Origin of the sequence: Nonomuraea endophytica (assembly GCF_014203235.1) — a bacterium.
Classification (GTDB): Bacteria; Actinomycetota; Actinomycetes; order Streptosporangiales; family Streptosporangiaceae; genus Nonomuraea; species Nonomuraea endophytica.
Genome location: NZ_JACHIN010000005.1, coordinates 465025 through 487383 on the forward strand (window position 1 = coordinate 465025; position 22359 = coordinate 487383).

The 22359-nt window shown below is 72.4% G+C and carries 23 protein-coding genes; 8 read left to right on the plus strand and 15 right to left on the minus strand.

The genetic code is table 11. The features are described 5' to 3' along the window. Genes HNR40_RS57270 through HNR40_RS20965 form a run of 5 tightly spaced genes read right to left on the minus strand, consistent with a single transcriptional unit; the run spans position 1 to position 4127 of the window. Positions 1 to 1053: a glycosyltransferase family 4 protein gene (locus tag HNR40_RS57270; protein WP_221340619.1), complete on the minus strand. Its 1053-nt coding sequence runs from the start codon at positions 1051 to 1053 to the stop codon at positions 1 to 3. Then, positions 1050 to 1574: a dCTP deaminase gene (locus tag HNR40_RS53640; RefSeq protein WP_221340620.1), complete on the minus strand. Its 525-nt coding sequence runs from the start codon at positions 1572 to 1574 to the stop codon at positions 1050 to 1052. The genes HNR40_RS57270 and HNR40_RS53640 overlap by 4 nt, the downstream gene beginning before the upstream one ends. Further along, complete coding sequence (gene dcd, locus HNR40_RS20955) at positions 1571 to 2098, minus strand: dCTP deaminase (RefSeq protein WP_184963757.1); 528 nt, start codon at positions 2096 to 2098, stop codon at positions 1571 to 1573. The genes HNR40_RS53640 and dcd overlap by 4 nt, the downstream gene beginning before the upstream one ends. Further along, a complete protein-coding gene (locus HNR40_RS20960) occupies positions 2095 to 3060 on the minus strand; it encodes a diiron oxygenase (RefSeq protein WP_221340621.1) in 966 nt (321 codons plus the stop codon). Before HNR40_RS20960 ends, dcd begins: the two co-directional genes overlap by 4 nt. Next, on the minus strand, positions 3057 to 4127 hold the full coding sequence (locus HNR40_RS20965; protein ID WP_184963759.1) for a polysaccharide deacetylase family protein: 1071 nt from the start codon (positions 4125 to 4127) through the stop codon (positions 3057 to 3059). The genes HNR40_RS20960 and HNR40_RS20965 overlap by 4 nt, the downstream gene beginning before the upstream one ends. A 113-nt stretch (positions 4128 to 4240) precedes the next feature. On the opposite strand from HNR40_RS20965, the gene HNR40_RS20970 reads away from it, so the two are divergent. The 5 genes from HNR40_RS20970 to HNR40_RS20990 are packed head-to-tail and all read left to right on the plus strand — an operon-like array spanning position 4241 to position 9939. Further along, on the plus strand, positions 4241 to 6133 hold the full coding sequence (locus HNR40_RS20970; protein ID WP_184963761.1) for a non-ribosomal peptide synthetase: 1893 nt from the start codon (positions 4241 to 4243) through the stop codon (positions 6131 to 6133). Then, positions 6130 to 6864, plus strand: a complete 735-nt coding sequence (locus HNR40_RS20975) for a thioesterase II family protein (RefSeq protein ID WP_184963763.1) — start codon at positions 6130 to 6132, stop codon at positions 6862 to 6864. Before HNR40_RS20970 ends, HNR40_RS20975 begins: the two co-directional genes overlap by 4 nt. After that, the gene (locus HNR40_RS20980) at positions 6851 to 8167 is read left to right on the plus strand and encodes an aminotransferase class III-fold pyridoxal phosphate-dependent enzyme (protein ID WP_184963765.1); all 1317 of its coding nucleotides are present in this window, start codon (positions 6851 to 6853) and stop codon (positions 8165 to 8167) included. The genes HNR40_RS20975 and HNR40_RS20980 overlap by 14 nt, the downstream gene beginning before the upstream one ends. A gap of 9 nt (positions 8168 to 8176) precedes the next feature. After that, entirely contained in the window at positions 8177 to 9121 is a 945-nt protein-coding gene (locus HNR40_RS20985) for a UDP-glucuronic acid decarboxylase family protein (RefSeq protein WP_184963767.1), read from the plus strand. Further along, on the plus strand, positions 9118 to 9939 hold the full coding sequence (locus tag HNR40_RS20990; protein ID WP_184963769.1) for an SDR family NAD(P)-dependent oxidoreductase: 822 nt from the start codon (positions 9118 to 9120) through the stop codon (positions 9937 to 9939). The genes HNR40_RS20985 and HNR40_RS20990 overlap by 4 nt, the downstream gene beginning before the upstream one ends. A gap of 4 nt (positions 9940 to 9943) precedes the next feature. Here HNR40_RS20990 and HNR40_RS20995 read toward each other — a convergent pair whose 3' ends face one another. After that, positions 9944 to 10603, minus strand: coding sequence for a phosphotransferase (locus tag HNR40_RS20995; protein WP_221340622.1), 660 nt, complete (start codon positions 10601 to 10603; stop codon positions 9944 to 9946). Positions 10604 to 10910: 307 nt separating this feature from the next. Here HNR40_RS20995 and HNR40_RS21000 point away from each other — a divergent pair, with 307 nt between their 5' ends. Together HNR40_RS21000 and HNR40_RS21005 are read left to right on the plus strand one after the other, a co-directional pair. Beyond that, positions 10911 to 11210: a hypothetical protein gene (locus HNR40_RS21000; protein WP_184963771.1), complete on the plus strand. Its 300-nt coding sequence runs from the start codon at positions 10911 to 10913 to the stop codon at positions 11208 to 11210. Further along, positions 11207 to 13333 (plus strand): carbon starvation CstA family protein, encoded by a 2127-nt coding sequence (locus HNR40_RS21005; protein ID WP_184963773.1) that lies wholly within the window; start codon positions 11207 to 11209, stop codon positions 13331 to 13333. The genes HNR40_RS21000 and HNR40_RS21005 overlap by 4 nt, the downstream gene beginning before the upstream one ends. Here HNR40_RS21005 and HNR40_RS21010 read toward each other — a convergent pair. The 4 genes from HNR40_RS21010 to HNR40_RS21025 all read right to left on the minus strand — a co-directional run bounded on the left by HNR40_RS21010 (position 13313) and on the right by HNR40_RS21025 (position 18250). Next, on the minus strand, positions 13313 to 14839 hold the full coding sequence (locus tag HNR40_RS21010; RefSeq protein ID WP_184963775.1) for a glycerol-3-phosphate dehydrogenase/oxidase: 1527 nt from the start codon (positions 14837 to 14839) through the stop codon (positions 13313 to 13315). The genes HNR40_RS21005 and HNR40_RS21010 overlap by 21 nt on opposite strands. Next, the gene (gene glpK / locus HNR40_RS21015; protein WP_184963777.1) at positions 14836 to 16272 is read right to left on the minus strand and encodes a glycerol kinase GlpK; all 1437 of its coding nucleotides are present in this window, start codon (positions 16270 to 16272) and stop codon (positions 14836 to 14838) included. Before glpK ends, HNR40_RS21010 begins: the two co-directional genes overlap by 4 nt. A 74-nt stretch (positions 16273 to 16346) precedes the next feature. After that, a complete protein-coding gene (locus HNR40_RS21020; protein WP_184963779.1) occupies positions 16347 to 17036 on the minus strand; it encodes an IclR family transcriptional regulator in 690 nt (229 codons plus the stop codon). A gap of 38 nt (positions 17037 to 17074) precedes the next feature. Further along, on the minus strand, positions 17075 to 18250 hold the full coding sequence (locus HNR40_RS21025) for an erythromycin esterase family protein (protein ID WP_184963782.1): 1176 nt from the start codon (positions 18248 to 18250) through the stop codon (positions 17075 to 17077). Between the two features lie 78 nt (positions 18251 to 18328). Between HNR40_RS21025 and HNR40_RS21030 the strand changes: the two genes are divergently transcribed. Further along, complete coding sequence (locus tag HNR40_RS21030) at positions 18329 to 19018, plus strand: TioE family transcriptional regulator (RefSeq protein WP_184963784.1); 690 nt, start codon at positions 18329 to 18331, stop codon at positions 19016 to 19018. Here HNR40_RS21030 and HNR40_RS21035 read toward each other — a convergent pair. The 5 genes from HNR40_RS21035 to HNR40_RS21055 all read right to left on the minus strand — a co-directional run bounded on the left by HNR40_RS21035 (position 18997) and on the right by HNR40_RS21055 (position 22252). Next, positions 18997 to 19638: a hypothetical protein gene (locus HNR40_RS21035; RefSeq protein ID WP_184963786.1), complete on the minus strand. Its 642-nt coding sequence runs from the start codon at positions 19636 to 19638 to the stop codon at positions 18997 to 18999. The genes HNR40_RS21030 and HNR40_RS21035 overlap by 22 nt on opposite strands. Positions 19639 to 19683: 45 nt before the next feature. Then, the gene (locus tag HNR40_RS21040) at positions 19684 to 19950 is read right to left on the minus strand and encodes a hypothetical protein (RefSeq protein WP_184964224.1); all 267 of its coding nucleotides are present in this window, start codon (positions 19948 to 19950) and stop codon (positions 19684 to 19686) included. 5 nt (positions 19951 to 19955) lie between these two features. After that, positions 19956 to 20402 carry a hypothetical protein gene (locus HNR40_RS21045; protein WP_184964226.1) on the minus strand — a complete coding sequence of 149 codons (447 nt, stop codon included), beginning with the start codon at positions 20400 to 20402 and terminating at the stop codon, positions 19956 to 19958. Between the two features lie 121 nt (positions 20403 to 20523). Continuing rightward, a complete protein-coding gene (locus HNR40_RS21050) occupies positions 20524 to 20979 on the minus strand; it encodes a MarR family winged helix-turn-helix transcriptional regulator (RefSeq protein WP_184964228.1) in 456 nt (151 codons plus the stop codon). Between the two features lie 61 nt (positions 20980 to 21040). After that, positions 21041 to 22252, minus strand: a complete 1212-nt coding sequence (locus tag HNR40_RS21055) for an acyl-CoA dehydrogenase family protein (RefSeq protein WP_184963788.1) — start codon at positions 22250 to 22252, stop codon at positions 21041 to 21043. Between the last annotated feature and the right edge of the window lie 107 nt (positions 22253 to 22359).

A 22359-nucleotide genomic window follows, 5' to 3' on the forward strand; every position in this document is an offset into this window, starting at 1 on the left:
TCACCTCTGGAGCTGGGCGGACAGGTCGCGCAGGCCCGCCGCGGTCCTGGACAGGGGGAAGCGGGCGGCGTTGCGCCGCCCGGCCGCACGCAGGTCGGCCAGGGCGCCGCGGTCCTTGGCCAGCCAGGCCAGCGTATCGGGAAGGGCGCCGGAGCCCGGTTCGACGGGCAGCGAGGAGTCGCCGAGCACCTCGGCCAGTCCTGGCACCCGGCCGTGGAGCACGGGCAGCCCGCACGCCTGCGCCTCCACCGCCACCAGGCCGAACGCCTCCAGCCTGACCGATGGCACCACCAGCACGTCGTGCCCGGCGAAGGCCCGCCACAGCTCCGGGCGGGTCAGCCAGCCCAGGTAGCGGGTCTCGCTCAGGTCGGCGCGCCCGGCCAGTTCGCGGTGCTCGGCCTCGGGCGCGGCCAGCGAGAGCGTGACGCCGTCCAGGCCGGACACCGCGTCCAGCAGGGCCTCGACGCCCTTCTCCGGGGTGAGGCGGCCGGCGTAGAGGACACGCAGCGGTCCGTCGCCGTCGCGGGCGCGCGCGGGCGGCGCCGCGATCAGGTGGTCGGGCACACCCCACGGGATGTGCACGGTACGGCGCGGCCGTACCGGCAGCAGGTCGGCCATGGCCGAGGTAGGCACGACCACCGCGCCCGCCGCGGCCACGGCCTGGGCCAGCACCTCACGCTGGGTCGGATGGCCGGCGGCGAACAACAGGTCGGTGCCGTGCACGAGCGCGAGCGCCGGATGCGCGGGGAAGGCGCGCAGCAGCGCGGGGGTGGCGCCGAAGGCGAGATGCTGCAGGTGCACGACGCCGTAGTCGGATGGCCGGAACCGGTCCCTGATCGCCGCCGCGAGTTCCTCCACGTACGCCCAGAAGCCGGGGCCGTCCAGCGTCTTGCCGCCGACGTCGAGCGTCACCTGACCGTGCTCGGCCGGCCCGGCCAGCATGAACGCGTCGGCGGGCACCGGAGCCGCGGGGCCCAGGTAGAGGTCCTTCAGCAGTTCGACGCTGCCGCCCGGGCTGCCCGCGGGCAGGTCGACGCCGGTGATCGCCTTCACCGCAGTTCCTCGTACAGGCGGGAGACGTCGATGCCGTCGGTGCGCTGGTATTTGCTGCCCATGGCCTGGTAGCTGGCGCGCCGGCCGTACGTGGTGAGGAAGACGAGCTTCCCGAAGGTCATGTATGGATATATCCGGACCGGGCGGGCGGCCCGCACCTCCAGCGTCCAGCGGATCGCGTGGCCCACGTGGCCCAGCGGCGCCGAGACGTGCACCCACACGCCCAGCCCGCCGATCGTGTGGTCGCCGTTGATGAGCTGGGCGTAACGTTCGGAGCAGGTGCGCTCGTGGGTGACGCACAGGTACAGCAGCCCGGGACGCAGGACCATGCCCTCCTCGGGGATGCGCTGCTCGGCCAGGGGCTCGGCCACCGCGGCGTCCAGAGAGTCCGCGCAGATCCTGACGGTGTCGCCGAGCCGCCAGTCGTAGGCGTTCGGCGAGCAGCGCGCGGGCTCGAAGGGCTCGATGACGATGTCGCCGCGCTGGACGGCGGCGGCGATGGCGGGGCCGGTGAGGATCACGGCACCGCCACCCTGTCCTTCCAGTACCGGGACGCCTGCGGGCCCTCCGCTTCTTGATATTTCCCGGCATACAGGTCGATGTCGCCGATGGAGACGAAGAACATGATCTGGCCGATCTTCATCCCGGGGTAGACGCGCAGCGGGCGTACCGGCGAGAGCATGAGCGTCCACTGGCCGTTGAAGCCGATGTCGCCGATCGGCGCGGTGATCTCCACGAACAGCCCGAGGCGGCCCACCGAGGAGCGGCCGAACAACAGCGGCACGAACACGTCCGAGCCCACCCGCTCCATCGTGTGGCCCAGGTAGAGCTGCTCGGGCCGCAGCTCGAAGCCGTCCTCGCCCATGGTGCGGCACTCGGTGGGGTTGGCCCGGTGGGCGTCGATGACGCCGTCGGCGTAGGTCAGCAGGGTAGGGCCCAGCCGTACGTTGTAGCTGTTGGGGTTGACCTGGTCGGCGTTGAACGGGGAGATCCCGATGCGGCCGTCGCCCGCCGCCCTGACGATCTCCGGGCCCGTGAGTATCATCCCGTCCTCTGGTTGGTCGAGAAGTCGAAGCCGACCTGGTCCTCGATCTCCAGCTCCCGCACCAGGCGCTGCACCGGGGAGAAGTCGGTGACCAGCAGGTCGGCGCCGGGGGCCGCGCGGCTGTCCTCGACGATGCCGCGCGGGTCGGCGAACCCGGCGAAGCGCAGGATCTCCAGCCACAGCGCGTAGTCCTCGGCGCCGAAGGCCAGGATCGCCTCCGGCAGCGTGCGCGCGAACAGCTCACGCTCGCGCCGGCCCAGGCAGGCGAAGACCTCCTTGGTCACCTCGAACAGCACCGGCCCGTGCGCGGCCTCGTCGCGGGCGTGCAGGCGGGCGATGAGCGCGTGCATCGGCTGGATGGTGCGGTCGCCGGCCAGCAGGTCCAGGAACTTGTTGATGCTGATCTCGCCGACCGCGGTCCACAGCAGGTAGAGGAGGTCGCGTTCCCACTTCTCCGCCGCCCGCGCGGTCAGGGCGTACAGGCGGCGGTTGGTGACCGGGTGCTGGTAGGTGTCCGGCTCGGCGTACAGGCGGCGGGCCTCGCGGGTGCGCCGCATGGCCAGCATGTGCATGTACGTGTGCCACACCTCGTCCACGTGCGACTGCTGTACGGCCTCCTTGGCCTCGAACCGGGTCAGCCCGGGGAAGACGCCGTGGGCGAGCATCTCGAAGGTCGGGTTGGCCACGTGCTCCTCGGCGGCGATGACCCGCTCGTTGTAGGCCAGCCAGGCCAGCGTGTTCACCAGCAGCCTCTGCTCGTACGGCGCGCCCGCGAAGTCCGGATGCCGCCCGAACGGCAGCAGGTCCACCGGGTAGTCCATGAGCCGCTCGTCGTAGGCGCCCGGCTCGAGCACCGCGTCCATGTCGGTGCGGACGGTGGCGCGCTTGGGCCACGCGGCGGCCAGGCGGCGCAGGGTCGCCGGGCCGACGCTTGCCTCGTTCTCCTCGGTCGCGATGCTCACGCCGGTTCCTCCACGGTCTCGGCCAGGGGCTGGGTCACGGGCTGGGCCAGCTCGTCGGTCAGCACGAAGCGGTGCCCGCGCTCCAGCAGGCCCTCGATCAGCGCCGGCAGCGCGGCCACGGTGTTGGAACGGTCGCCGCCGCCGTCGTGCAGCAGGATGACCGAGCCGGGCCGGGTGCGTTCCAGCACGTCGGTGGCGATCTTCTCCGGTTCGGGCATGGCCCAGTCGGCGGCGTCGACGTCCCACAGCACGGTGGTGACGCCGTGGTCGCCGAGCCAGCCGACGACCTCGGGGGTGCGCGCGCCGTAGGGCGGGCGGAAGTAGCGGGTCGGGGTGCCGCCCGCGCCGTCGATCGCCTCGTTGGTGCGCTCGATCTGCTCTTCGAGCTGCGAGCGGGTGAGGTCGGGCAGGAAGGCGTGCGACCAGGTGTGGTTGCCGATCAGGTGGCCGGCCTCGGCCATGCGGGCGATCTCCTCGGAGTGCACCCCGGCGTGCAGGCCGACGCAGAAGAAGGTGGCGGGCACGCCGTACCTCTCCAGGACGTCCAGGACGCCGCCGGTGTACGGCGGGTGCGGCCCGTCGTCGAAGGTCAGCGCGATGTCGGTGCTCTCGCGCGAGCCGTTGCCGAACCAGCGCCCGGCCCGCTTGAGCGGCTGCTCGGCGGCGACGCTGCGCGCGATGCCGGCCTGGAGCTCGTCCAGGCGGCCGGTGAGCGTGCCGTCGGAGATGCCGAGCCTGGTCAGCTGTCTCAGGTCGCGCCTGGCGGTGTCGGCCAGGGTGCGCGCGGGCACCGAGGCGAGGACCGGCCGCTGGGAGAGCATCCAGGGGTCGGCGCGGTAGACCTCGAGCCCGGCGGCCATGAGGCTGCCGTCGAGGACTCCGTTGGTGCTTTCGACCACGGCCACGAGGGACTGCTCCGGCGTTTGTGCCAGGCGGCGCAGGTAGGCGACGATGCCGTTGCGCTCGTCCGCGGCGAACCTGGCCGGGGAGCGCGCGGGGCGCCCCGACTGGTCCACGACCTCGACTTCGTAGCCTGCGGAATTCCAGGAGACTCCGGCGTAGAGCATCACTTTCTTCCGTCCTCTATGCTTGCCCGTCGTTGCCTAAATGTTGCCATAGATTGCCAAAGCTGGCAATATTGCTGCCACGTTCTGGTTGGACGATCCGCGGAGGAGAATCGATGATCGAGGAACTCCTGACCCTTGGACGCGGCGAGGCGCTGCCCGAGGCCGGCCGGCCCGCGGTGCACGAGCTGGTCGCCGGGTTCGCCCGCGACCGGCCCGCGCAGGTGGCGGTGCGCTGCGGCGAGCACGATCTCACGTACGCCGCCCTGGAGGGCTGGGCCGGGCGCATCGCCGCTCGGCTGCGGGCCGGCGGCGTCGGCAGGGGCGACCGGGTCGCGGTGCTCGCCGAGCCGTCCGCCGCCATGGTCGCCGCGGCGCTGGGCGTGCTGTGGTCGGGGGCCGCCTACGTCCCGATCGACCCGGCCCAGCCGGACGGGCGGGTCGCCGCCGTCCTGGCCGACGCCCGGCCCGCCGCCGCGGTGGCCACCTGCGCGATGGCGCCCCGGCTGGCGGAGGCCGGCGTACCGGTGATCCGCGCCGAGGACGCCTGGGCGCGCGGCGAGCAAGCGCGTGACGCCCGCCGGGAGCCGGGCGTGACCGAGCCCGGCGACCCCGCGTACCTGATCTACACCTCCGGCAGCACCGGCGAGCCCAAGGGGGTGCTCGTCGAGCACGCGCAGCTGACCGCCGCCACCCTGGCCCGCCACCGCGTCTACCCGGGGGCGCCCGTCTTCCTGCTGGTCTCGCCGCTGGCCTTCGACTCCTCGATGGCCGGGCTGTGGGGCACGCTGACCATCGGCGGCACCCTGGTCGTCGCCACCGCCGACGAGGTCCGCGACCCGGCGCAGCTGGTGAAGCTGGTCGAGTCCTGCGGCGTCACCCGCATGCTGTGCGTGCCCTCGTTGTACGACGTGGTGCTGGACGCCGCCGAGCGCCTGGGCTCTCACCGGCTGCGTACGCTGGCCACCGTGATCGTGGCCGGGGAGCCGCTGCCCGAGGCGCTGGTCGAGCGGCACTTCGCCCGCCACACCGGCCCCGGCCTGCTGGTCAACGAGTACGGCCCCACCGAGGCCACCGTGTGGTCCACCTATCAGCGCTTCGACGCGCCGGGCCCGGTCTCCATCGGCGGCCCCGTCCCCGGCGCCCGCCTCTACGTGCTCGACGAGGAGCTGCGGCCGGTGCCCCGCGGTGAGCGGGGCGAGCTGTTCGTGGCCGGGGCCGGGGTCGCGCGCGGCTACTTCGGCCGTCCCGAGGCGACGGAGCGGGCCTTCCCGCCCGACCCGTTCGAGCCGGGCCGCATGTACCGCACCGGCGACCTGGTCCGCTGGAACGAGCACGGCGGACTCGACTTCCTCGGCCGCCGCGACCAGCAGGTCAAGATCCGCGGCCAGCGGGTGGAGCTCGGCGCCGTCGAGGCCGCGCTGCGCACCGCCCCCGGCGTGCGGGACGCGGTCGCCGTGGCCGCGGGCGACCGGCTGACCGCGTTCGTGCTCGCCGCCGCCGGCCTCGACGCCCGGCGGGTGCGCGGGCACGTGGCGGAGCGGCTGCCCGCGGTGATGGTGCCCGCGCGGGTGGAGGTGATGGACGCCTTCCCGCTGACGGTCAACGGCAAGGCCGACCGTACGGCTCTGGCCGCCCGCGCCCCCGCCGCCGAACCCGAGCCCGATCAAGCCGGGGAGTCTCGGGACGCCACGACCGCGCAGGTCGCCGCCGCCTGGGCGGACGTGCTCGACCAGCCGCGCATCCCGCTCGACGTGAACTTCTTCGACCTCGGCGGCCACTCGCTGACCATGTTCCACCTGCAGGACGCCCTGGAGTCGCACACCGGCACCCGCCCGTCGGTCGTGGCGCTGTTCCGGCACACGACCGTGACCGCGCAGGCCGGTCTCATCAGGGACGGCGGCGCCGCGCCCGAGGAGTCGCTGCCCGACATGCGCGAGGCCGCCGCCCGGCGCGCCCACGCGATCCAGGCCAGGCTGCGCCGCGCCGAGCGGGAGGCGGCGTCATGAGCATCTGGCTGGACTGCCCCATGCCCAAGGCCACCGCCCGCCGGCGGCTGGTCTGCTTCCCGCACGCCGGCGGCTCGGCGGTGTTCTTCCGCAACTGGGGCGAGCTGGTCCCCGAGGCCGAGGTGCACACCGTGCGCTACCCGGGGCGGGGCGAGCGCATCGACGAGGACCCGCCCACCGACCTGCTGCGGCTCGCCCGGCAGATCGCCGAGGCGGTGGCGCCGCTGGCCGACAGGCCGCTGGCCTTCTTCGGGCACAGCCTGGGCGCGGTCGTCGCGCTGGAGACGGCCAGGGCGCTGGAGGCCAGGGGCATCCTGCTGGCGCACCTGTTCGCCTCCGGATCCAGGAACGCGCCGTCGCCGGGACGCCTGCCGTACGAGGAAGAGGACGACGCGACGATCGCCGGGCGGCTGGTGAGCCTCGGCGGCACCGACGCCGAGCTCGCGCGCGACCCGCTCTTCCTGGAGCTGGTCATCCCCTACGTGCGCGCGGACACCCGGATGTACCACGACTACGTCCCCGAGCCGGGACCGGCGCTGCACTGCCCGGTCACGGCCATCGCCGGGGAGGCCGACCGCGACCTCGACGTGCGCCCGTGGCAGGAGCTGACCACCGGCCCGTTCGAGGAGCACACGGTCTCCGGCGACCACTTCTACCTGATCGCCGAACCGCCCGGCGAGCTGGTGCGGGCGCGACTGAGCGGAAGGCAGCCCAGCCATGGACCTCGATAGCTCGATCATGCGGGCCGCCGGGATGCGCGAGCGCGACCGGCGCCACGTCTGGCACACCTGGACGCCGCTGCGCGAGGACCGCGCGCAGGCGATGTTCTCCCACGGCGAGGGCTACCGGGTCTGGGACGTCGACGGCAAGGAGTACATCGACGCGACCAGCTGCGCCCTCAGCGCCGTGTGCGGCTACCGCCACCCCGAGCTGGACGCCGCCGTCGAACGGCAGCTGCGCCGCCTGCACCACTTCGACCTGTCGACGGGCAGCCACGAGCCCGCCGGGCTGCTGGCCGAGCGGATCTCCTCGTACCTGCCGGATGGGCTGTCCAGGACGCTGTTCGTCAACAGCGGCTCCGAGGGCTTCGAGGCGGCCATGATGATCGCCGCCGCCCACCACGCGCACCTCGGCCGGCCGCGTTCGCGGGTGGTCTCCTTCGCCCGCGGCTACCACGGCTCCACGCTGCTGTGCCGGAGCCTGTCGGCGCTGCCGAGGGTGGGCCACCTGTTCGAGCCGCCGCTGCCGGTCACACACGTCGAACTGCCCGCCGCGCCCGCGCGGCTGCGCCGGCCCGACGCGCTGCAGCCGCTGATGCGCGCCTTCGAGCGGGCCTTCGGCGACGACCCCGGCGACCTGCCGATGGCCGTGGCGGTCGAGCCGTTCCTCAACGTCGGCGGCGGCATCATGCTGCCGCCCGGCTTCCTGCCCGCGCTGCGCCGCCTGTGCGACCGCACGGGCACGCTGCTGGTCCTCGACGAGATCTTCACCGGGTACGGCAGGACCGGCCGCATGTTCGCCCACCAGCACGAACCGGCGGCCGAACCCGACATTTTGGTCACCAGCAAGGGCCTGAGCGGCGGCTATGTGCCCATCGGCGCCGTCACCGTGAAGGAGCACCTGCACCAGGGCTTCCGCCACGACCCCGTGCTGGGCGGCCTGCGCTACGGCCACACCAACTCCGGGCACGCGCTGGCCTGCGCCGCCGCCCTGGCGACGCTCGACCTGCTCGACAAGCACGACCTGCCGCACCAGGCCGAGGTGCTCGGCGCCCGCCTGCTGGAGCGCCTGGCCCCGCTGGCCTCAACCGGCCGGGTGGCCGACGTGCGCGGGCTCGGCCTCATCACGGTCGTCGAGCTGGCTACTCCGGAGGCCGCCACCCGCCTGGTCGCGCAGGCCAGGCGGCGCGGGCTGCTGCTGCGCCGGCAGGGCCCCGAGGGGCTGGCCGTCATGGCCGCGCCCCCGCTCACCATCGACCAGCAGGGCATCGACACCCTCGCCGACCGCCTCTGGCTGGCCCTGGCCGACCAGTAAGGGGGCATCATGCGTGTAGTCATCACGGGTGGAGCCGGCTTCCTCGGCTCCCACCTGGCCGACGCGCTCCTGCACCGGGGCGACTCCGTGCACTGCGTCGACAACCTGACCACCGGGCGGCTGGCCAACCTCGACCACCTCATGGGCCACCCCCGCTTCCGCTTCACCGAGCACGACGTGACGCTGGGCCTGCCGGTCGCCGGACCGGTCGAGGCCGTCGCCCACCTGGCCAGCCCGGCCTCGCCGCCCGACTACCTGCTACGCCCGCTGGAGACCCTGGCGGCGGGCAGCAGGGGCACCGAGCACGCGATCGAGCTGGCCCGCCGGCGCGGCGCCCGCTTCGTCCTGGCCTCCACCAGCGAGATCTACGGCAGCCCCGAACTGCACCCGCAGCCCGAGGAGTACTGGGGCCACGTCAACCCGATCGGCCCGCGCAGCGTGTACGACGAGGGCAAGCGCTTCGCCGAGGCCATGACCGCCGCCTACGCCCGCTCCTACGGCGTGGACTGCGGCATCGTGCGCATCTTCAACACCTACGGCCCGCGGATGAGCGCCGGAGACGGCCGCGTGGTCACCAACTTCATCACCCAGGCGCTGCGCGGCGAGCCGCTGACCGTCTACGGCGACGGCAGCCAGACCCGCAGCTTCTGCTATGTCGACGACCTGGTACGCGGCCTGACCGCGATGATCGACTCCGCCGAGCCGGGGCCGCTGAACCTGGGCAACCCGGCGGAGTTCTCCATCGCGGAGCTGGCCGGGATCATCCTGCGGATCACCGGCTCCGCCTCCCCCGTGCGCTACCTGCCGCTGCCCCAGGACGACCCGCCGCGCCGCCGTCCGATGGTCAAGCGGGCCGCCGAGGCGCTCGGGTGGCATCCGGGGATCGGGCTCGAGGAGGGCGTACGCCGTACCGTGGCGTGGTTCCACACCGTGGAGAGAGGGGCGCTGCTGTGACGGTCGCGCTCGTGACCGGCGCCAACCGGGGCCTGGGCAAGGAGACCGCGCGGCGGCTGGCGCTGCGCGGCGCCACGGTCCTGCTCGGCAGCCGCGACCCCGGCGAGGGCGAGGCCGCCGCCGCCGAGCTGAGGGCAGCCGCCGATATGGGCGCGCTCACCAGACCGGGCACTCTCACCAGACCGGGCACTCTCGCCAGGCCGGGCGCTCTCGCCGGACCGGGCGCTTTCGGCGGGCCGGCTGTGGAGGCGATCCGGCTCGACGTGACCCGGCCGGCGGACGTCGAGGCGGCCGCCGAGCGGATCGCCCGCGACCACGGCCGCCTGGACGTGCTGGTGAACAACGCGGGCACGATCGTGCCCGCGCAGGCCTGCGCGACCACGGCCGCGCACATGCGGGCCACGTTCGAGGTGAACGTGTTCGGCGTGGTCACCGCCATCCACACGCTGCTGCCGCTGCTGCGGCGCTCGGCGGCCCCGCGCATCGTCAACGTCTCCAGCACCACCGCGTCGCTGACGCTGAGCGCCACCGGCGCGGACCTGCCCGGCGACGCCACGGTGCGGATGGCCTACACCAGCTCGAAGGCGGCGCTGAACATGCTGACCGTCCAGTACGCGCTGGCCTTCGCCGGGGATCCGGAGCTGGCCCACATCAAGATCAACTCCGCGACCCCCGGCTACACCGCCACCGCCATGAACGCCTTCCGCGGCCACCGCACCGTCGAGGAGGGAGCGGCCGCCATCGTCAGGCTCGCGACCCTGCCCGACGACGGGCCCTCGGGCGGCTTCTACGACGACCTGGGGCCGGCGCCCTGGTGACGCGTCACAGCCGAAGCTCCTCCAGCTCCCTGACCGCCTGGTCCATGTCGTCGGCGACGCCCTGGCTGAGCAGCCGCTTGTACAGGGCCTCGCCGCCGACGCCGAAGCGCCGGATCTCCCTGGCACGGGCGCTCATCCTGGCCCGGATCTCCTCGACGATCGGGCCTGCCTCACCGGCCCAGCCGTACGACTCCAGGAACATCCGCAGCCGGTGCGGCCGCGCGGCGAAGTCGGTGAAGCCCTCCGACGCGGCCACGCGGCGGGCGTGCAGCGGCACCCACCCCAGTGCCGTCCACGCCAGGTCCGACTGGACGGTGGTCGGGCCGGCGAAGTCCCAGTCGAAGAACCCCACCAGCCGGCCCGCCGACCAGGCGGCGTTGAACGAGCTCGCGTCGTTGTGCGCGATGATCATGCCGGGCGACCAGCGCACGCCCGTACGCCATTCGGCGTCAGGGGGCGGCACGAAGTCGGCGACGGCCTCGTGGTAGTCACGCAGCCACCAGGCGACCTGGCGCAGCGTGTCCTCGGTGCGCGTCCACTCGGGCCAGACCCGGCGCACGCCCATCGTCTCGCCTTCCAGATACGTGAGGACCTCGCGGCCCTCGGAGTCGATTCCCAGGACGCGCGGCGCCCCCTCGAATCCCTTGCCTTCCAGATGTCTCAACAGCGCGTGAACCGTCCGGGTCCAACGCCTGACCGTCCTGCGAACCGTGCCCCCCACACGAACAGCACCACCGTCATTGCCGCCCTCCAACAGACCTCCCCTCAGGAACACCCAGACGATTGTCCGTTCCGTCACCACGCGCGACAAGAGCAACGCGGCGCGCGTTCGCGCCGGTGATCGCCCAGGTGATCACGGGCGCGCCCAGGTGGCGGACCTGCGGCGTCCGGCGCGCGAAGATCCGGCCGGTGCTTTACGTGAGGGTGTCAGGGGGCTAGCGTCGAAAATGATCCTGCAACAGGAGTGAGGGATGTTCTCGATCACACTCACCGCCGCGGCGCGCGAAGCGCTGCGCCCGGACGAGGTGATCTTCTTCGAGTGGCACGGCATCGGCGTGTGCTGCGCGCACGACGGAGAGTTCTCGGCCCGGCCGGTACGCCGGGCCCGGCTCCCCCGCCGCGCACGGCAACTCGGCGACGATCCCGCCTTCGCTCTCCCCGTCGCCTGGATGCACCTCGCCGGGCACGCGGTCACGATCGACTGCCACACGTGGGGGCGCTGGCGGCGCTTCACGACCGACCTCCCCTGCCTAGGAGGGACCGTCCGGTGAAACTGCGATCCATCATCATCTGGACAGCCGTCGCCGTCGTCGGCGCCGTCGGCTGGGCCGTCCTCGCCCTGTCGCGGGGCGAGAACGTCAACGCGATCTGGCTGCTGGCCGCGGCGCTGGGCTCCTACGCCATCGCCTACCGCTTCTACGCCCGCTTCATCCTGCGCCGCGTGCTCGGCGCCGACGCCCGGCGCGCCACGCCGGCCGAGCGGCTCAACAACGGCATCGACTACCACCCGACCGACCGGCGCATCCTGTTCGGCCACCACTTCGCCGCGATCGCCGGGGCCGGGCCGCTGGTCGGGCCGGTGCTGGCCGCCCAGATGGGCTACCTGCCCGGCACGATCTGGATCGTCGCCGGCGTCATCTTCGCCGGGGCCGTCCAGGACATGGTGATCCTGTTCTTCTCCATGCGCCGCAACGGCAAGAGCCTCGGGCAGATGGCCCGCGACGAGATCGGCCCGATCGGCGGCGCCGCCGCGCTGGTCGCGGTCTTCGCCATCATGATCATCCTGCTGGCGGTGCTCGCGCTGGTCGTGGTGGGCGCGCTGGCCCGCTCGCCGTGGGGCACGTTCTCGATCGCGATGACCATCCCGATCGCCTTCTTCATGGGCTTCTACCTGCGCAAGCTACGGCCCGGCCGGGTCGTCGAGACGACGGTCATCGGCGTCGGCCTGCTGCTGCTGGCGATCGTCGCGGGCGGCTGGGTGCAGGAGTCGAGCTGGGCGGAGACGTTCACGCTCAGCCCGTCGGCGCTGTCGCTGTGGCTGATCGCCTACGGCTTCGTCGCCGCCGTGCTGCCGGTCTGGATGCTGCTCGCGCCCCGCGACTACCTGTCGACGTTCATGAAGATCGGCACGATCGTGCTGCTCGCGATCGGCGTCGCGATCACCATGCCGGTGATGCGGACGACCGCGTTCACCGACTTCGCCTTCAACGGCAAGGGCCCGGTCTTCGCCGGGTCGCTGTTCCCGTTCGTCTTCATCATCATCGCCTGCGGGGCGCTGTCGGGCTTCCACTCCCTGATCTCCTCGGGCACCACGCCCAAGATGATCCAGAAGGAGACCCAGGTCCGGATGATCGGCTACGGCTCCATGCTGATGGAGTCGTTCGTGGCGGTCATGGCCATCACGGCGGCCTGCATCCTGAGCCCCGGCCTCTACTTCGCCATGAACTCGCCCGCCGGGGTGGTCGGCGCCACGGTCCAGACGGCCGCCGAGGCGGTGTCGAACATGGGCTTCGTCATCACCCCCGAACAGCTCCAGGCGGCGGCGCAGGCCGTACAGGAACAGACGCTCATCGCCCGGACGGGAGGTGCGCCGACGCTGGCGGTCGGCTTGTCGCAGATCTTCTCCGACTTCATCGGCGGGCCGGGGCTGCAGGCGTTCTGGTACCACTTCGCGATCATGTTCGAGGCGCTGTTCATCCTCACCACCGTGGACGCCGGCACCCGCGTCGGGCGCTTCATGCTGCAGGACACGCTCGGCAACGTGTGGAAGCCGATCGGCCGCGTCAGCTGGTGGCCCGGACTCGTCGGGACCAGCGCGGTGGTCGTGGCGGCCTGGGGCTACTTCCTCTACCAGGGCGTCAACGATCCGCTCGGCGGCATCAACCAGCTCTTCCCGCTGTTCGGCATCGCCAACCAGTTGCTGGCGGCGGTGGCGCTGACCGTGGCCACCACGCTGCTCATCAAGAGCGGGCGGCTGAAATGGGCGTGGGTGACCGGTGTGCCCCTCGCCTGGGACGTGGCGGTGACGCTGACGGCCAGCTACCAGAAGGTCTTCTCCGCCGACCCGGGGCTCGGCTTCTTCGCCCAGCGCAACCGCTTCCAGGCGGCGATCGACCAGGGGCAGATCCTGGCCCCGGCCAAGACGCCCGAGGCCATGCGGCAGATCGTCGTCAACTCGACCGTCGACGGGATCCTGGCGGCGTTCTTCGCGATCCTCATCATCATCGTGCTGCTGGACGCGATCCGCGTCTGGGTGCGGGCGATCAGGTCGACCGAGCCGCTGCCGAGCACCGAGGAGCCGTTCGTGGAGTCCAAGCTGGTCGAGCCGGCCGGGCTGATCGCCACCCGGGAGGAGAAGGAGCTGATGGCCGCCTCAGCGACTGAGAAGGGCTGAGACGCGGTCGCGGATTCCGGGGGTGTCCAGGCCGCGGATCGTGAGGGTGGTGCGGCGCCGTACGACGTCGTCGACGGTCGCCGCCCACTCGTGCTCGCGAGCGTAGACGACCTGCGCCCAGATGTCGGGACCGTCCGGATGGATGCGCTCGCCCAGCACCGGGTCCTGCTGGATCAGCCGGGCCAGGTCGAAGGCGAGCGAGCCGTAGTGCGTGGCGAGGTGGCGGGCGATCAGCGGGTCCATCCGCGCGTCCGGCTCGCGGTCGGTGAACAGCCGCATCGCGACGGCGTCGGGACTGGCCATCCCCGGCAGCGGTACGGCCGGCAGCACCTTGGCGTGGTCGCCGCCCAGCACCTTGGACAGGGTCTCGAACACGTGCCTGCCGATGTGCCGGTAGGTCGTCCACTTGCCTCCGGCCACCGACAGCATGCCGCCCCTGCCGTAGGTCAGGACGGTCTCCCGCTTGGCGGCCGTGACCTTGCCGGGCCCGCCGGGCAGCACGCGCAGCCCGGCGAAGGTGTAGGTGATGTCCTGCCTGGACAGCCCGGTGACCGCGTGGCCTGCCTCGTCGAGGATCTGGCCGACGTCGGCGTCGGTGGCGCGCACCTGTCCGGGGTCGCCGGTGTATTCCTCGTCGGTGGTGCCCAGCAGCAGGTGGTCCTCCCACGGGATGGCGAACGACACGCGGTACTTGTCGATCGGCGTGGTCAGCGCCGCCTTCCACGGCTCGCGCCGGCGCATGACCACGTGCGCGCCCTTGGACAGCCGGATGCTCGGCTCGGCGCCCTCGTCCTCCATGCGGCGCAGCTCGTCCACCCAGGGGCCGGTGGCGTTGAGCACCAGGTGGGCCTGGACGCCGAACTCCGTGCCGTCGAGCCGGTCGCGCAGCTCGGCTCCGCAGACGCTGCCCCGGCTGAAGCGCAGCCCGGCCACCTCGGCGTGGTTGAGCACGACCGCGCCCGCCTCCACCGCCGCGCGCACGGTCATCACCGCGACCCGGCTGTCGTTCATCTGGTGGTCGCCGTAGACGGCGGCGGCGCGCAGGCCGTCCATGCGCAGCTCGGGCACCAGTTCCTGGGCCTGGCGCGGCCCGACGATCCGGCCGAGCGAGGCCGACAGCGCCGAGTACAGGAACACGCCCGCGCCCAGCTTGGCCGCGCCGTGCGGCCCGCCCTTGTACACGGGTACGACGAAGTCGAGCGGTTTGACCAGGTGCGGGGCGATGTCGGCGGCCAGGGCGCGGCGTTCGCGGTGGTTCTCGGCGACCAGCTTGAGGTTGCCGGTCTGCAGGTAGCGCAGGCCGCCGTGGACCAGCTTCGACGACGCGCTGGAGGTGGCGCCGGCGAAGTCGCCCGCGTCCACCATGGCCACCCGCAGCCCCGCCTGGGCGGCCATCCAGGTGACCGAGGTGCCCAGGATGCCGCCGCCGATGACCAGCAGGTCGAACACGGACCTGGAGAGCTCCTCGCGCGTCTGCTCGCGGCTGGCTCCGGTGACGATCATCATGGCTTCTCCACCCAGTCGAGCGTGCGGGCGACGGCTTTGTTCCAGTCGCGGTACTCGCGCTCACGCCGGCCGGGATCGATCCCGGGCCGCCACTCGGCCGCCTTGTGCCAGTTGGCGCGCAGGGTGGCCAGGCCGTCCCAGTAGCCGGTGGCCAGGCCGGCGGCGTACGCGGCGCCCAGCGCGGTGGTCTCGGCGACCACCGGCCGGATGACCGGCACGTCCAGCACGTCGGCGAGCGTCTGCATGAGCAGGTTGTCGGCGGTCATGCCGCCGTCCACGCGCAGGCTCGTCAGCGCGAGCCCGGCGTCGGCGTTCATCGCCTCGACGACCTCACGGGTCTGGAAGGCCGTCGCTTCCAGTACGGCCCGCGCCAGGTGCCCCTTGTTGACGAACGCGGTCAGCCCGGCGATGACCCCGCGCGCGTCGCCGCGCCAGTGGGGCGCGAACAGGCCGGAGAAGGCGGGCACGAAGTAGCAGCCGCCGTTGTCGTCGACGGTCTTGGCGAGGGTCTCGATCTCGGCGGCGCTGGAGATCAGGCCGAGGTTGTCGCGCAGCCACTGTACGAGGGAACCGGTGACGGCGATGGCGCCTTCGAGCGCGTAGGTGGCGGGGCCGTCGCCGAGCTGGTAGCCGACGGTGGTGAGCAGGCCGTGCCGGGAGACGACGGGCTTGGCGCCGGTGTTCATCAGCAGGAAGCTGCCGGAGCCGTAGGTGGACTTGGTCTCGCCCGGCTCGAAGCAGGTCTGCCCGAACAGGGCGGCCTGCTGGTCGCCGAGCGCGGCGGCGACCGGGATGCCGCGGAAGTGCCCGTAGACCTCGGAGGAGGGCCGGATCTCGGGCAGGATCGCACGCGGCACGCCGAGCGCGGCGAGCAGCTCGTCGTCCCAGGCCAGCGTGTGGATGTTCATCATCAGCGTACGGCTGGCGTTCGTCACGTCGGTGACGTGCCGGCCGGTCAGCTTCCAGATGAGCCAGCTGTCCACGGTCCCGAACAGGATCTCGCCCCGCTCGGCCCGCTCGCGCAGCCCCCGGTCGAGCATCCAGCGCACCTTGGGCCCGGAGAAGTACGTGGTCAGCGGCAGCCCCGCCCGCTCGCGGAAGATCTCGCCGTCCATCCCGGCGATGAGCTCGTCGGTGCGGGTGTCCTGCCAGACGATCGCCGGGCAGACCGGCTCGCCGGTGCGCCGGTCCCACAGCACGGCGGTCTCGCGCTGGTTGGTGATGCCGAGCGCGGCGATCTCCAGCCCGTCGACCGCCTCGGCCAGCACGCCCTGGACCGCCGCCCAGATCTCGGCGGCGTCGTGCTCCACCCAGCCGGGGCGGGGGAAGATCTGGCGGTGCTCGCGCTGGGCGACGGAGATGATGTTGCCGTCGTGGTCGAACACGATGCACCGGCTGGAGGTGGTGCCCTGGTCGATGGCGGCTGCGTACACGGGGAAGCCTCTTTCCACGATGTTCGACAATGCCGAACGCTCGGGGGAATCGTACGGGGTCCGGGGCGGATGTTTCAACGGGCCAGGTCGCGGGTGATGGCGCGGGCGGCTTCGCGCACGTAGGAGACGTAGCGCATGTCCACCTCTCCGTCCCTGGTCAGGCGCTCCAGGGCGCCGCGGATGCCGATGGCGCCCACGACGACGCCGCTGGGGTCTTTGATGGGCGCGGCGAGCGAGACCTCGCCTTCCTCCAGTTCCTCCAGGTCGGCGGCCCAGCCCCGGGATCTGACCAGGTCGAGCTCGTCCCCGCCGGACTCCTCGTAGGGGTCGTGGGCCAGGAGGACCTTGCCGAGCGCGGTCGTGCGGGCCGGGAGATAGGCGCCCACCTGAAGGATCTGCATGCTGTCGTCCGGGCGGAAGACGTGGTGGATGACCAGGACCTGGCCCTCGTGCAGGGTGCCGATCCACACGCTCTCCCTGCTGCGCCCGGCCAGGCCGTCGGCCCAGTTGAGCGAGCGGGCCCGCAGCTCGTTGACGTCGAGATAGCTGCTGCCCAGGTGGAGCAGGGTGGCGCCGAGGCGGTACTTGCCGGTGGCGGCGTCCTGCTCGACGAAGCCGACGTGGACCAGGGTGCGCAGGATGCCGTGGAGCGTGCCCTTGGGCAGGGCCGTGGCCCTGGCCAGCTCGGCCACGCCCAGCCGGCGCCCGGCCAGGAGCCTGAGGATGGCGGCGGCCCGCTCGACCGACTGGATCGTCTCTCCCACGCTGCCGACGATAGCGCGTGTTCGGGATTGTCGAACAGCTAGCCCGGATTCTTGATGAAGACGATCCCCTCGGCATCGTGGTCCGGTTCCAGCGGAATGTAGCGGTAGTCGGTGCTGATCCGGGGCGCCGGCTTCACGCCCGTCGCCGCCAGCGCCCTGGCGTCCACGACGAGACGGTCGCCCGGTACGGCGGACAGGATGCCTTCGAGCGTGTCCGGCGCCGGCGGCTCCATACCCGGCCAGTCGCCGACGCCGGTGGCGAGGAAGGCGTAGCCGTCGCCCAGCCGGGCCTGGGCGATCGCCCCCGCGCTCCACCACTCCACCGGCGTGTCGCCCAGCCGCATGGTGCTCAGCTCGCGTTGCAGGTGCCGGTTGTGGGCGTAGACGAGCGTCGGACCGCGGCGGGCCTCGTACTCGGCGATGGCCAGCAGGTTGTCGGCCATCATGGCGTCACGCAGCCCGGTCAGCCGCGGCAGCCGGTCGGGGGTGTCGTCGGCCATCGCCGCGTGGTAGCGCAGCAGACCGGTCGTCGTCCGGCCGTACATGCGGGCCCGCCACCAGTCCCGCCCGGACGCCCTAGCCAGCCGGGGAGCCTCGGCGTCGAGGTAGCCGGTCAGGTCGCCGGCGAGCAGGCGCAGCCGTACCGCGTCGTCGGAGCGGCCGATCGAGCGCGCGGGGTCCATCATCGCGTCCAGGTTGTCCCAGCGCTCGTCCGCCCCGAACAGCCCGTCGAAATCCGTCACGTCCCAGGGCAGCCGCAGGTGGGCGGCGAGCGCCGCGTGCAGCCGCAGGAGCGAGTCGCGGGGACTGGCCGCGCCGCTCAGCTCCATCGGCGCGTCGAACCCGTGGAACCGCAGCCGGTCCTGCTCGCCACGCCCACGGTTGTACGCCCGCATCCAGACCACGAGCTCCCGCTCCGCGGCCGACCCGCCGAACCCGTGGCTGAACCCCTCGCGCATCACCTCGTCGAGGTCGCCGTCGCCGCCAGCCACGTAGTCGTCCACGACCAGCCCCTTCAGGCAGTCGCTCTCGACCGTGACCGAGCGGTACCCGGCGAGCGCGACAAGATACCGGAAGAGCTCGTTGCGCAGCCGGGGGAAGACCTCGACGCCGTGCGTGGGCTCCCCCAGGCCCAGCAGCCGCGTGCCCGGTCCGGCCAGCTTCAGCACGGCCGCGCCCAGGTCCCGCGCGTCCGCCCAGGTGACGTCATCCATGCTTCAACGGTATCGTTGAACCTCCTGTTGAAGCTCTGGAGATTTCATCCGGTACGGCGAGGCCGTAACCTTCAACTCATGAGGAAGCTCCGCCCGATCGACCTGGCCCGCGAGCACGGCATTTCTTCGCAGGCCGTACGCAACTATGAGGAGGCGGGTATCCTCCCGCCGGCCGCGCGCACGCCGAGCGGATACCGGGCCTATACCCCCCTGCACGCGCAGGCACTGCGCGCCTTCGTCGCCCTGACGCCCGCCCACGGGCACCACACGGCCACCGCGGTCCTTCGCGCGATCAACGAGGACGCGCTGGAGGAGGCCCTGCGGCTCATCGACGAGAGCCACGCCCAGCTCCTGGAGGACCGCCGCACGCTGACCGCCGTCGAGAACGCGCTGCGCGACCTCGCCCCCACTCCCACCGAACACGGCGTCACCCACATCGGCCCCCTCGCCCGCAGGCTGGGCGTCCGCCCCGCCACGCTCCGCAAATGGGAACAAGCCGGCATCCTGCGCCCCGGCCGCGACCCGCGCACCGGCTACCGCGTCTACGCCTCCGCCGACGTTCGCGACGCCCAGCTCGCCCACCAGCTCAGACGCGGCGGCTACCTGCTGGAGCAGATCGCCCCCCTGCTCACCCAGGTCCGCGCCGCGGGCGGCATCGCCCCGCTGGAGGCCGCGCTGACGGGCTGGCGCGAGCGGCTGTCGGCCCGCGGCCTGGCCATGCTCGGCGGCGCCGCCGCCCTGGACGCCTACCTGTCCGCCCGCGGCTGAGCCTCCTCGATCCAGCCCCGGTCGATGCCCGGGTTGTCGTCGTGCACGACGAACTCACGCTCCGCCTCCAGTACGGCGAAGCCGCCCGCGCCCAGCGCCCGCACCAGCGCGTCCAGCCGGTGCCCCGCCACGGACAGGCCGACGCCCCGGCACCGCTGCGTCACGTACCGCTCGGCCGAGCCGTCCGGGCGCACCCGCCGGGCGTTGCGCGACAGGTGCGCGGAGTGCCGCTGCGCGATCTCGGCGAGTTCGTCCGTCCGCGCGGGGTCGATCACCGTGACGTGGTGCTCGAAGTAGCACCCGTCGAGCTTGGCGGCCGCGGCGGCGGTCCAGGGCACGTCCCGGTTCCACGCCCCCGCCTCGATCTTCACCCTGACCACGCGGAACCCCGCCTCCCGCAGCCCCGCCGCGCACGTCGCGGCGGCGGCCCGCTGCTCGGGCAGGGTGCCGCGGCCGGCGAGCGTCAGCGTCGGCTGGCAGGTGACGGCGCCGCGCGCCAGCACGACGTGGGTCAGGGTGGCCTGGTTGCCCGCCGCCCAGGCGTCCAGCCGTTCCACGTCGTCACCTGGCGCAACCGTCAGATGGATGTCGAATACCCCCGCGAAGTCCACGAAGGCCATGATCCACCACATCCGTGCGGCCGTGCATGCGGGTTTTGGGGGCCCTCAGGCGTTTCCGGTCCGGGCTCCTCCCCGGCGCAGGCTGCGCAGGGCGAGCAGGCCGCCGACGCCGGGGATGAAGGCGCGCCACATGGTTCCCCGCAGGCCCCCGGACGGGGCGAGGGAGGCGGCGGCGATGACGGCCACGTAGGAGACGCCGTGCAGCGGGCCGCCGAACGTGGTGATGACCTCGGCGTGCACCGTGAACAGGTTCGTGAGCAGGACCGCCAGCGAGAGCAGTTCGACGGCGGAGGCCATGCGCAGGAGGCGCATCCGGCTCACGCCCCCTGCCCGGAGCCGGGCCGTACGATCATCAGGACCACCACGATCGCCCAGGCCAGGTTGTAGATGCCCGCGAACATCGACAGCTGCCGCAGCCGCGCCGGGTCGCCTTCGCCCCGGTCGGCCAGGGCGTCGCGCTGGCGGGGGTAGATCTGGGTGATGAGCAGCAGGGCCGCGGCGGCGGTCAGGACCATCGACACGATGATCCAGATCTCGCCCATCCGGCCCTGGACCCCGGCCAGGATCATCCCGGCGAGCGGGACCACGAGGCCGAAGGCGGCGTACCCGCGGGTGATGCGGTGCAGCGCGACGGCCACCGACCGGCTGCGGCCCTCTCCTGCCGGGGCGGGCGCGTAACGGGGGAACAGGCTCGTCGCCACGGCCGAGCCGCCGACGAACACGATGGCGGCCAGCACGTGCACCGACAGCAGGACATGTTCCAGCATGTCTCCTCCTCCAACCTTCAGACTGCCTGAAGCTTAAGGCATGCTTCAGGCAGTCTGAAGGTTGGAGTCGCGTCAGAGGCCGCGCGGGCCGGGGCCGGAGCCGCACGGGGCCGGGGTGTCAGCCGGGGAAGTCCGGCTTTTCGGACAGGAAGGCGGCGAGGACGGCCCGGCCGACGCGGCGCTGCAGCGGGTCGGCGTCCGGCCCGAACAGCCGCTCGTCGGCCTCGCCCACCGCCTTCCTGGCCGCCCGCAGCAGGTCCACGCCGTCCGGCGTGACCTCGATCGCGGACGCGGAGCCCGCCCGCGCGGTGTGATCACGCACCAGCCCCGCGGCCTCCAGCGACTTCACCGCGGCGTGCACACTCTGCACGGTGATCCCCTGCATCCGCGCCAGATCACTGAACGACGCCCCCGGCACCCCGGCGATGTGCCCCAGGAGCCCGAGCCTGCGCACCGTCAGGTCGAGCGGCGCCAGCGCGGCCGTCAGCTCATTCTCCACCCGCCGCGCCAGGGTCAGCACGATGATGGAAGCGCTGGTCACCGGCGGGCCGGGGCGGTCGTCGTCACTCACCAGGCCAGTTTCCCACCACCCACCGCACAGCAAGGTCCCACACTCCCGCCGACGTCCTGGGTTCTCAGCGCACCGGCAGTCCCGTGACGGCCCGGCCGATGATCAGGCGCTGGATCTCCGACGTGCCCTCGAAGATGGTGTAGATCTTGGCGTCGCGGTGGAAGCGCTCCACCGGGTGGTCGCGTGTGTAACCGGCCCCGCCCAGGATCTGGATGGCCTGCTCGGTCACCCACACCGCCGTCTCGCCCGCCACCAGCTTCGACATCGAGCCCTCCGCCTGCTCGAACTGCCGTCCCTTGCGCGCCATCCACGCCGCCCGCCAGGTGAGCAACCTGGCCATGTCCACCCGGGTCGCCATATCGGCGAGGAGAAAGGCGATCGCCTGGTTCTCGCCGATCTTGCGGCCGAACTGCTCGCGTTCGGTGGCGTAGTCGCGGGCGTACTCGTAGCCGGCGCGGGCGATGCCCACCGCCATCGCGGCCACGGACGGGCGGGTGGTCTCGAAGGTGCGCATCGCGGCCTGTTCGCCGGAGCGCTCGCCGTTGCGGACGCGGGCCAGGCGGGACTCCAGCTTCTCCTGCCCACCGAGCAGGCAGGCGGCGGGGACGCGTACCTGATCGAGGACGACCTCGGCGGTGTGTGAGGCGCGGATGCCGTGCTTTTTGAACTTCTGGCCCATGGACAGACCGGGCGTTCCGGGTGGGATGACGAACGAGGCCTGGCCGCGAGTCCCCAGCGCCGGGTCCACGGAGGCGACGACGACGTGCACGTTGGCGATGCCGCCGTTGGTGGCCCAGGTTTTGACGCCGTTCAGGATCCAGTCGCCGGAGGGGTCGCGTTCCGCGCGGGTGCGGATGGCGCCGACGTCGGATCCGGCGTCGGGTTCCGAGGCGCAGAAGGCGCCCAGTTTGACGTCGTTCTCGGTGCCGAACATCTGGGGCAGCCACTCCCCCATCTGCTCGGGCGTGCCGTTCGACGCGAGCGCGGCGGCGGCCAGCCCGGTCCCGACGATCGACAGGCCTATCCCGGCGTCACCCCAGAAGATCTCCTCGAACGCGACCGGCAGCGCCAGCCCGCTCTCCTCGAACCATTGGGTGGCGAAGAAGTCCAGCGAGTACAGCCCGATTTTGGCGGCTTCCTGGATGACGGGCCACGGGGTTTCCTCGCGTTCGTCCCATTCGGCGCCGGCGGGGCGGATGACGTCGCGGGCGAAGGTGCGCACCCACTCCCGCACTTCGCGCACATCACCACTGAGCTCCGGACAAAAGCCGCTCATCTCGCTGCTCCCTGAGATTTCCTGGTACGGCGTGGCCGCGTGGATGCCTGTCCGGAACAGGCACGCGCACCCGCCCACGGATCCCCCAGGCCCGAAAAGTTACCGCC

Coding starts and splice junctions, on each gene's coding strand:
- HNR40_RS21010 (WP_184963775.1), bottom strand. CDS start 14,839: ATGATGATCGTCACCGGAGCCAGCCGCGAGCAGACGCGCGAGGAGCTC.
- HNR40_RS20985 (WP_184963767.1), top strand. CDS start 8,177: ATGCGTGTAGTCATCACGGGTGGAGCCGGCTTCCTCGGCTCCCACCTG.
- HNR40_RS21055 (WP_184963788.1), bottom strand. CDS start 22,252: ATGAGCGGCTTTTGTCCGGAGCTCAGTGGTGATGTGCGCGAAGTGCGG.
- HNR40_RS21025 (WP_184963782.1), bottom strand. CDS start 18,250: ATGGATGACGTCACCTGGGCGGACGCGCGGGACCTGGGCGCGGCCGTG.
- HNR40_RS21040 (WP_184964224.1), bottom strand. CDS start 19,950: ATGCGCCTCCTGCGCATGGCCTCCGCCGTCGAACTGCTCTCGCTGGCG.
- HNR40_RS20965 (WP_184963759.1), bottom strand. CDS start 4,127: ATGCTCTACGCCGGAGTCTCCTGGAATTCCGCAGGCTACGAAGTCGAG.
- HNR40_RS20980 (WP_184963765.1), top strand. CDS start 6,851: ATGGACCTCGATAGCTCGATCATGCGGGCCGCCGGGATGCGCGAGCGC.
- HNR40_RS21035 (WP_184963786.1), bottom strand. CDS start 19,638: ATGGCCTTCGTGGACTTCGCGGGGGTATTCGACATCCATCTGACGGTT.
- HNR40_RS20975 (WP_184963763.1), top strand. CDS start 6,130: ATGAGCATCTGGCTGGACTGCCCCATGCCCAAGGCCACCGCCCGCCGG.
- HNR40_RS21000 (WP_184963771.1), top strand. CDS start 10,911: ATGTTCTCGATCACACTCACCGCCGCGGCGCGCGAAGCGCTGCGCCCG.
- HNR40_RS21030 (WP_184963784.1), top strand. CDS start 18,329: ATGAGGAAGCTCCGCCCGATCGACCTGGCCCGCGAGCACGGCATTTCT.
- dcd (WP_184963757.1), bottom strand. CDS start 2,098: ATGATACTCACGGGCCCGGAGATCGTCAGGGCGGCGGGCGACGGCCGC.
- HNR40_RS20970 (WP_184963761.1), top strand. CDS start 4,241: ATGATCGAGGAACTCCTGACCCTTGGACGCGGCGAGGCGCTGCCCGAG.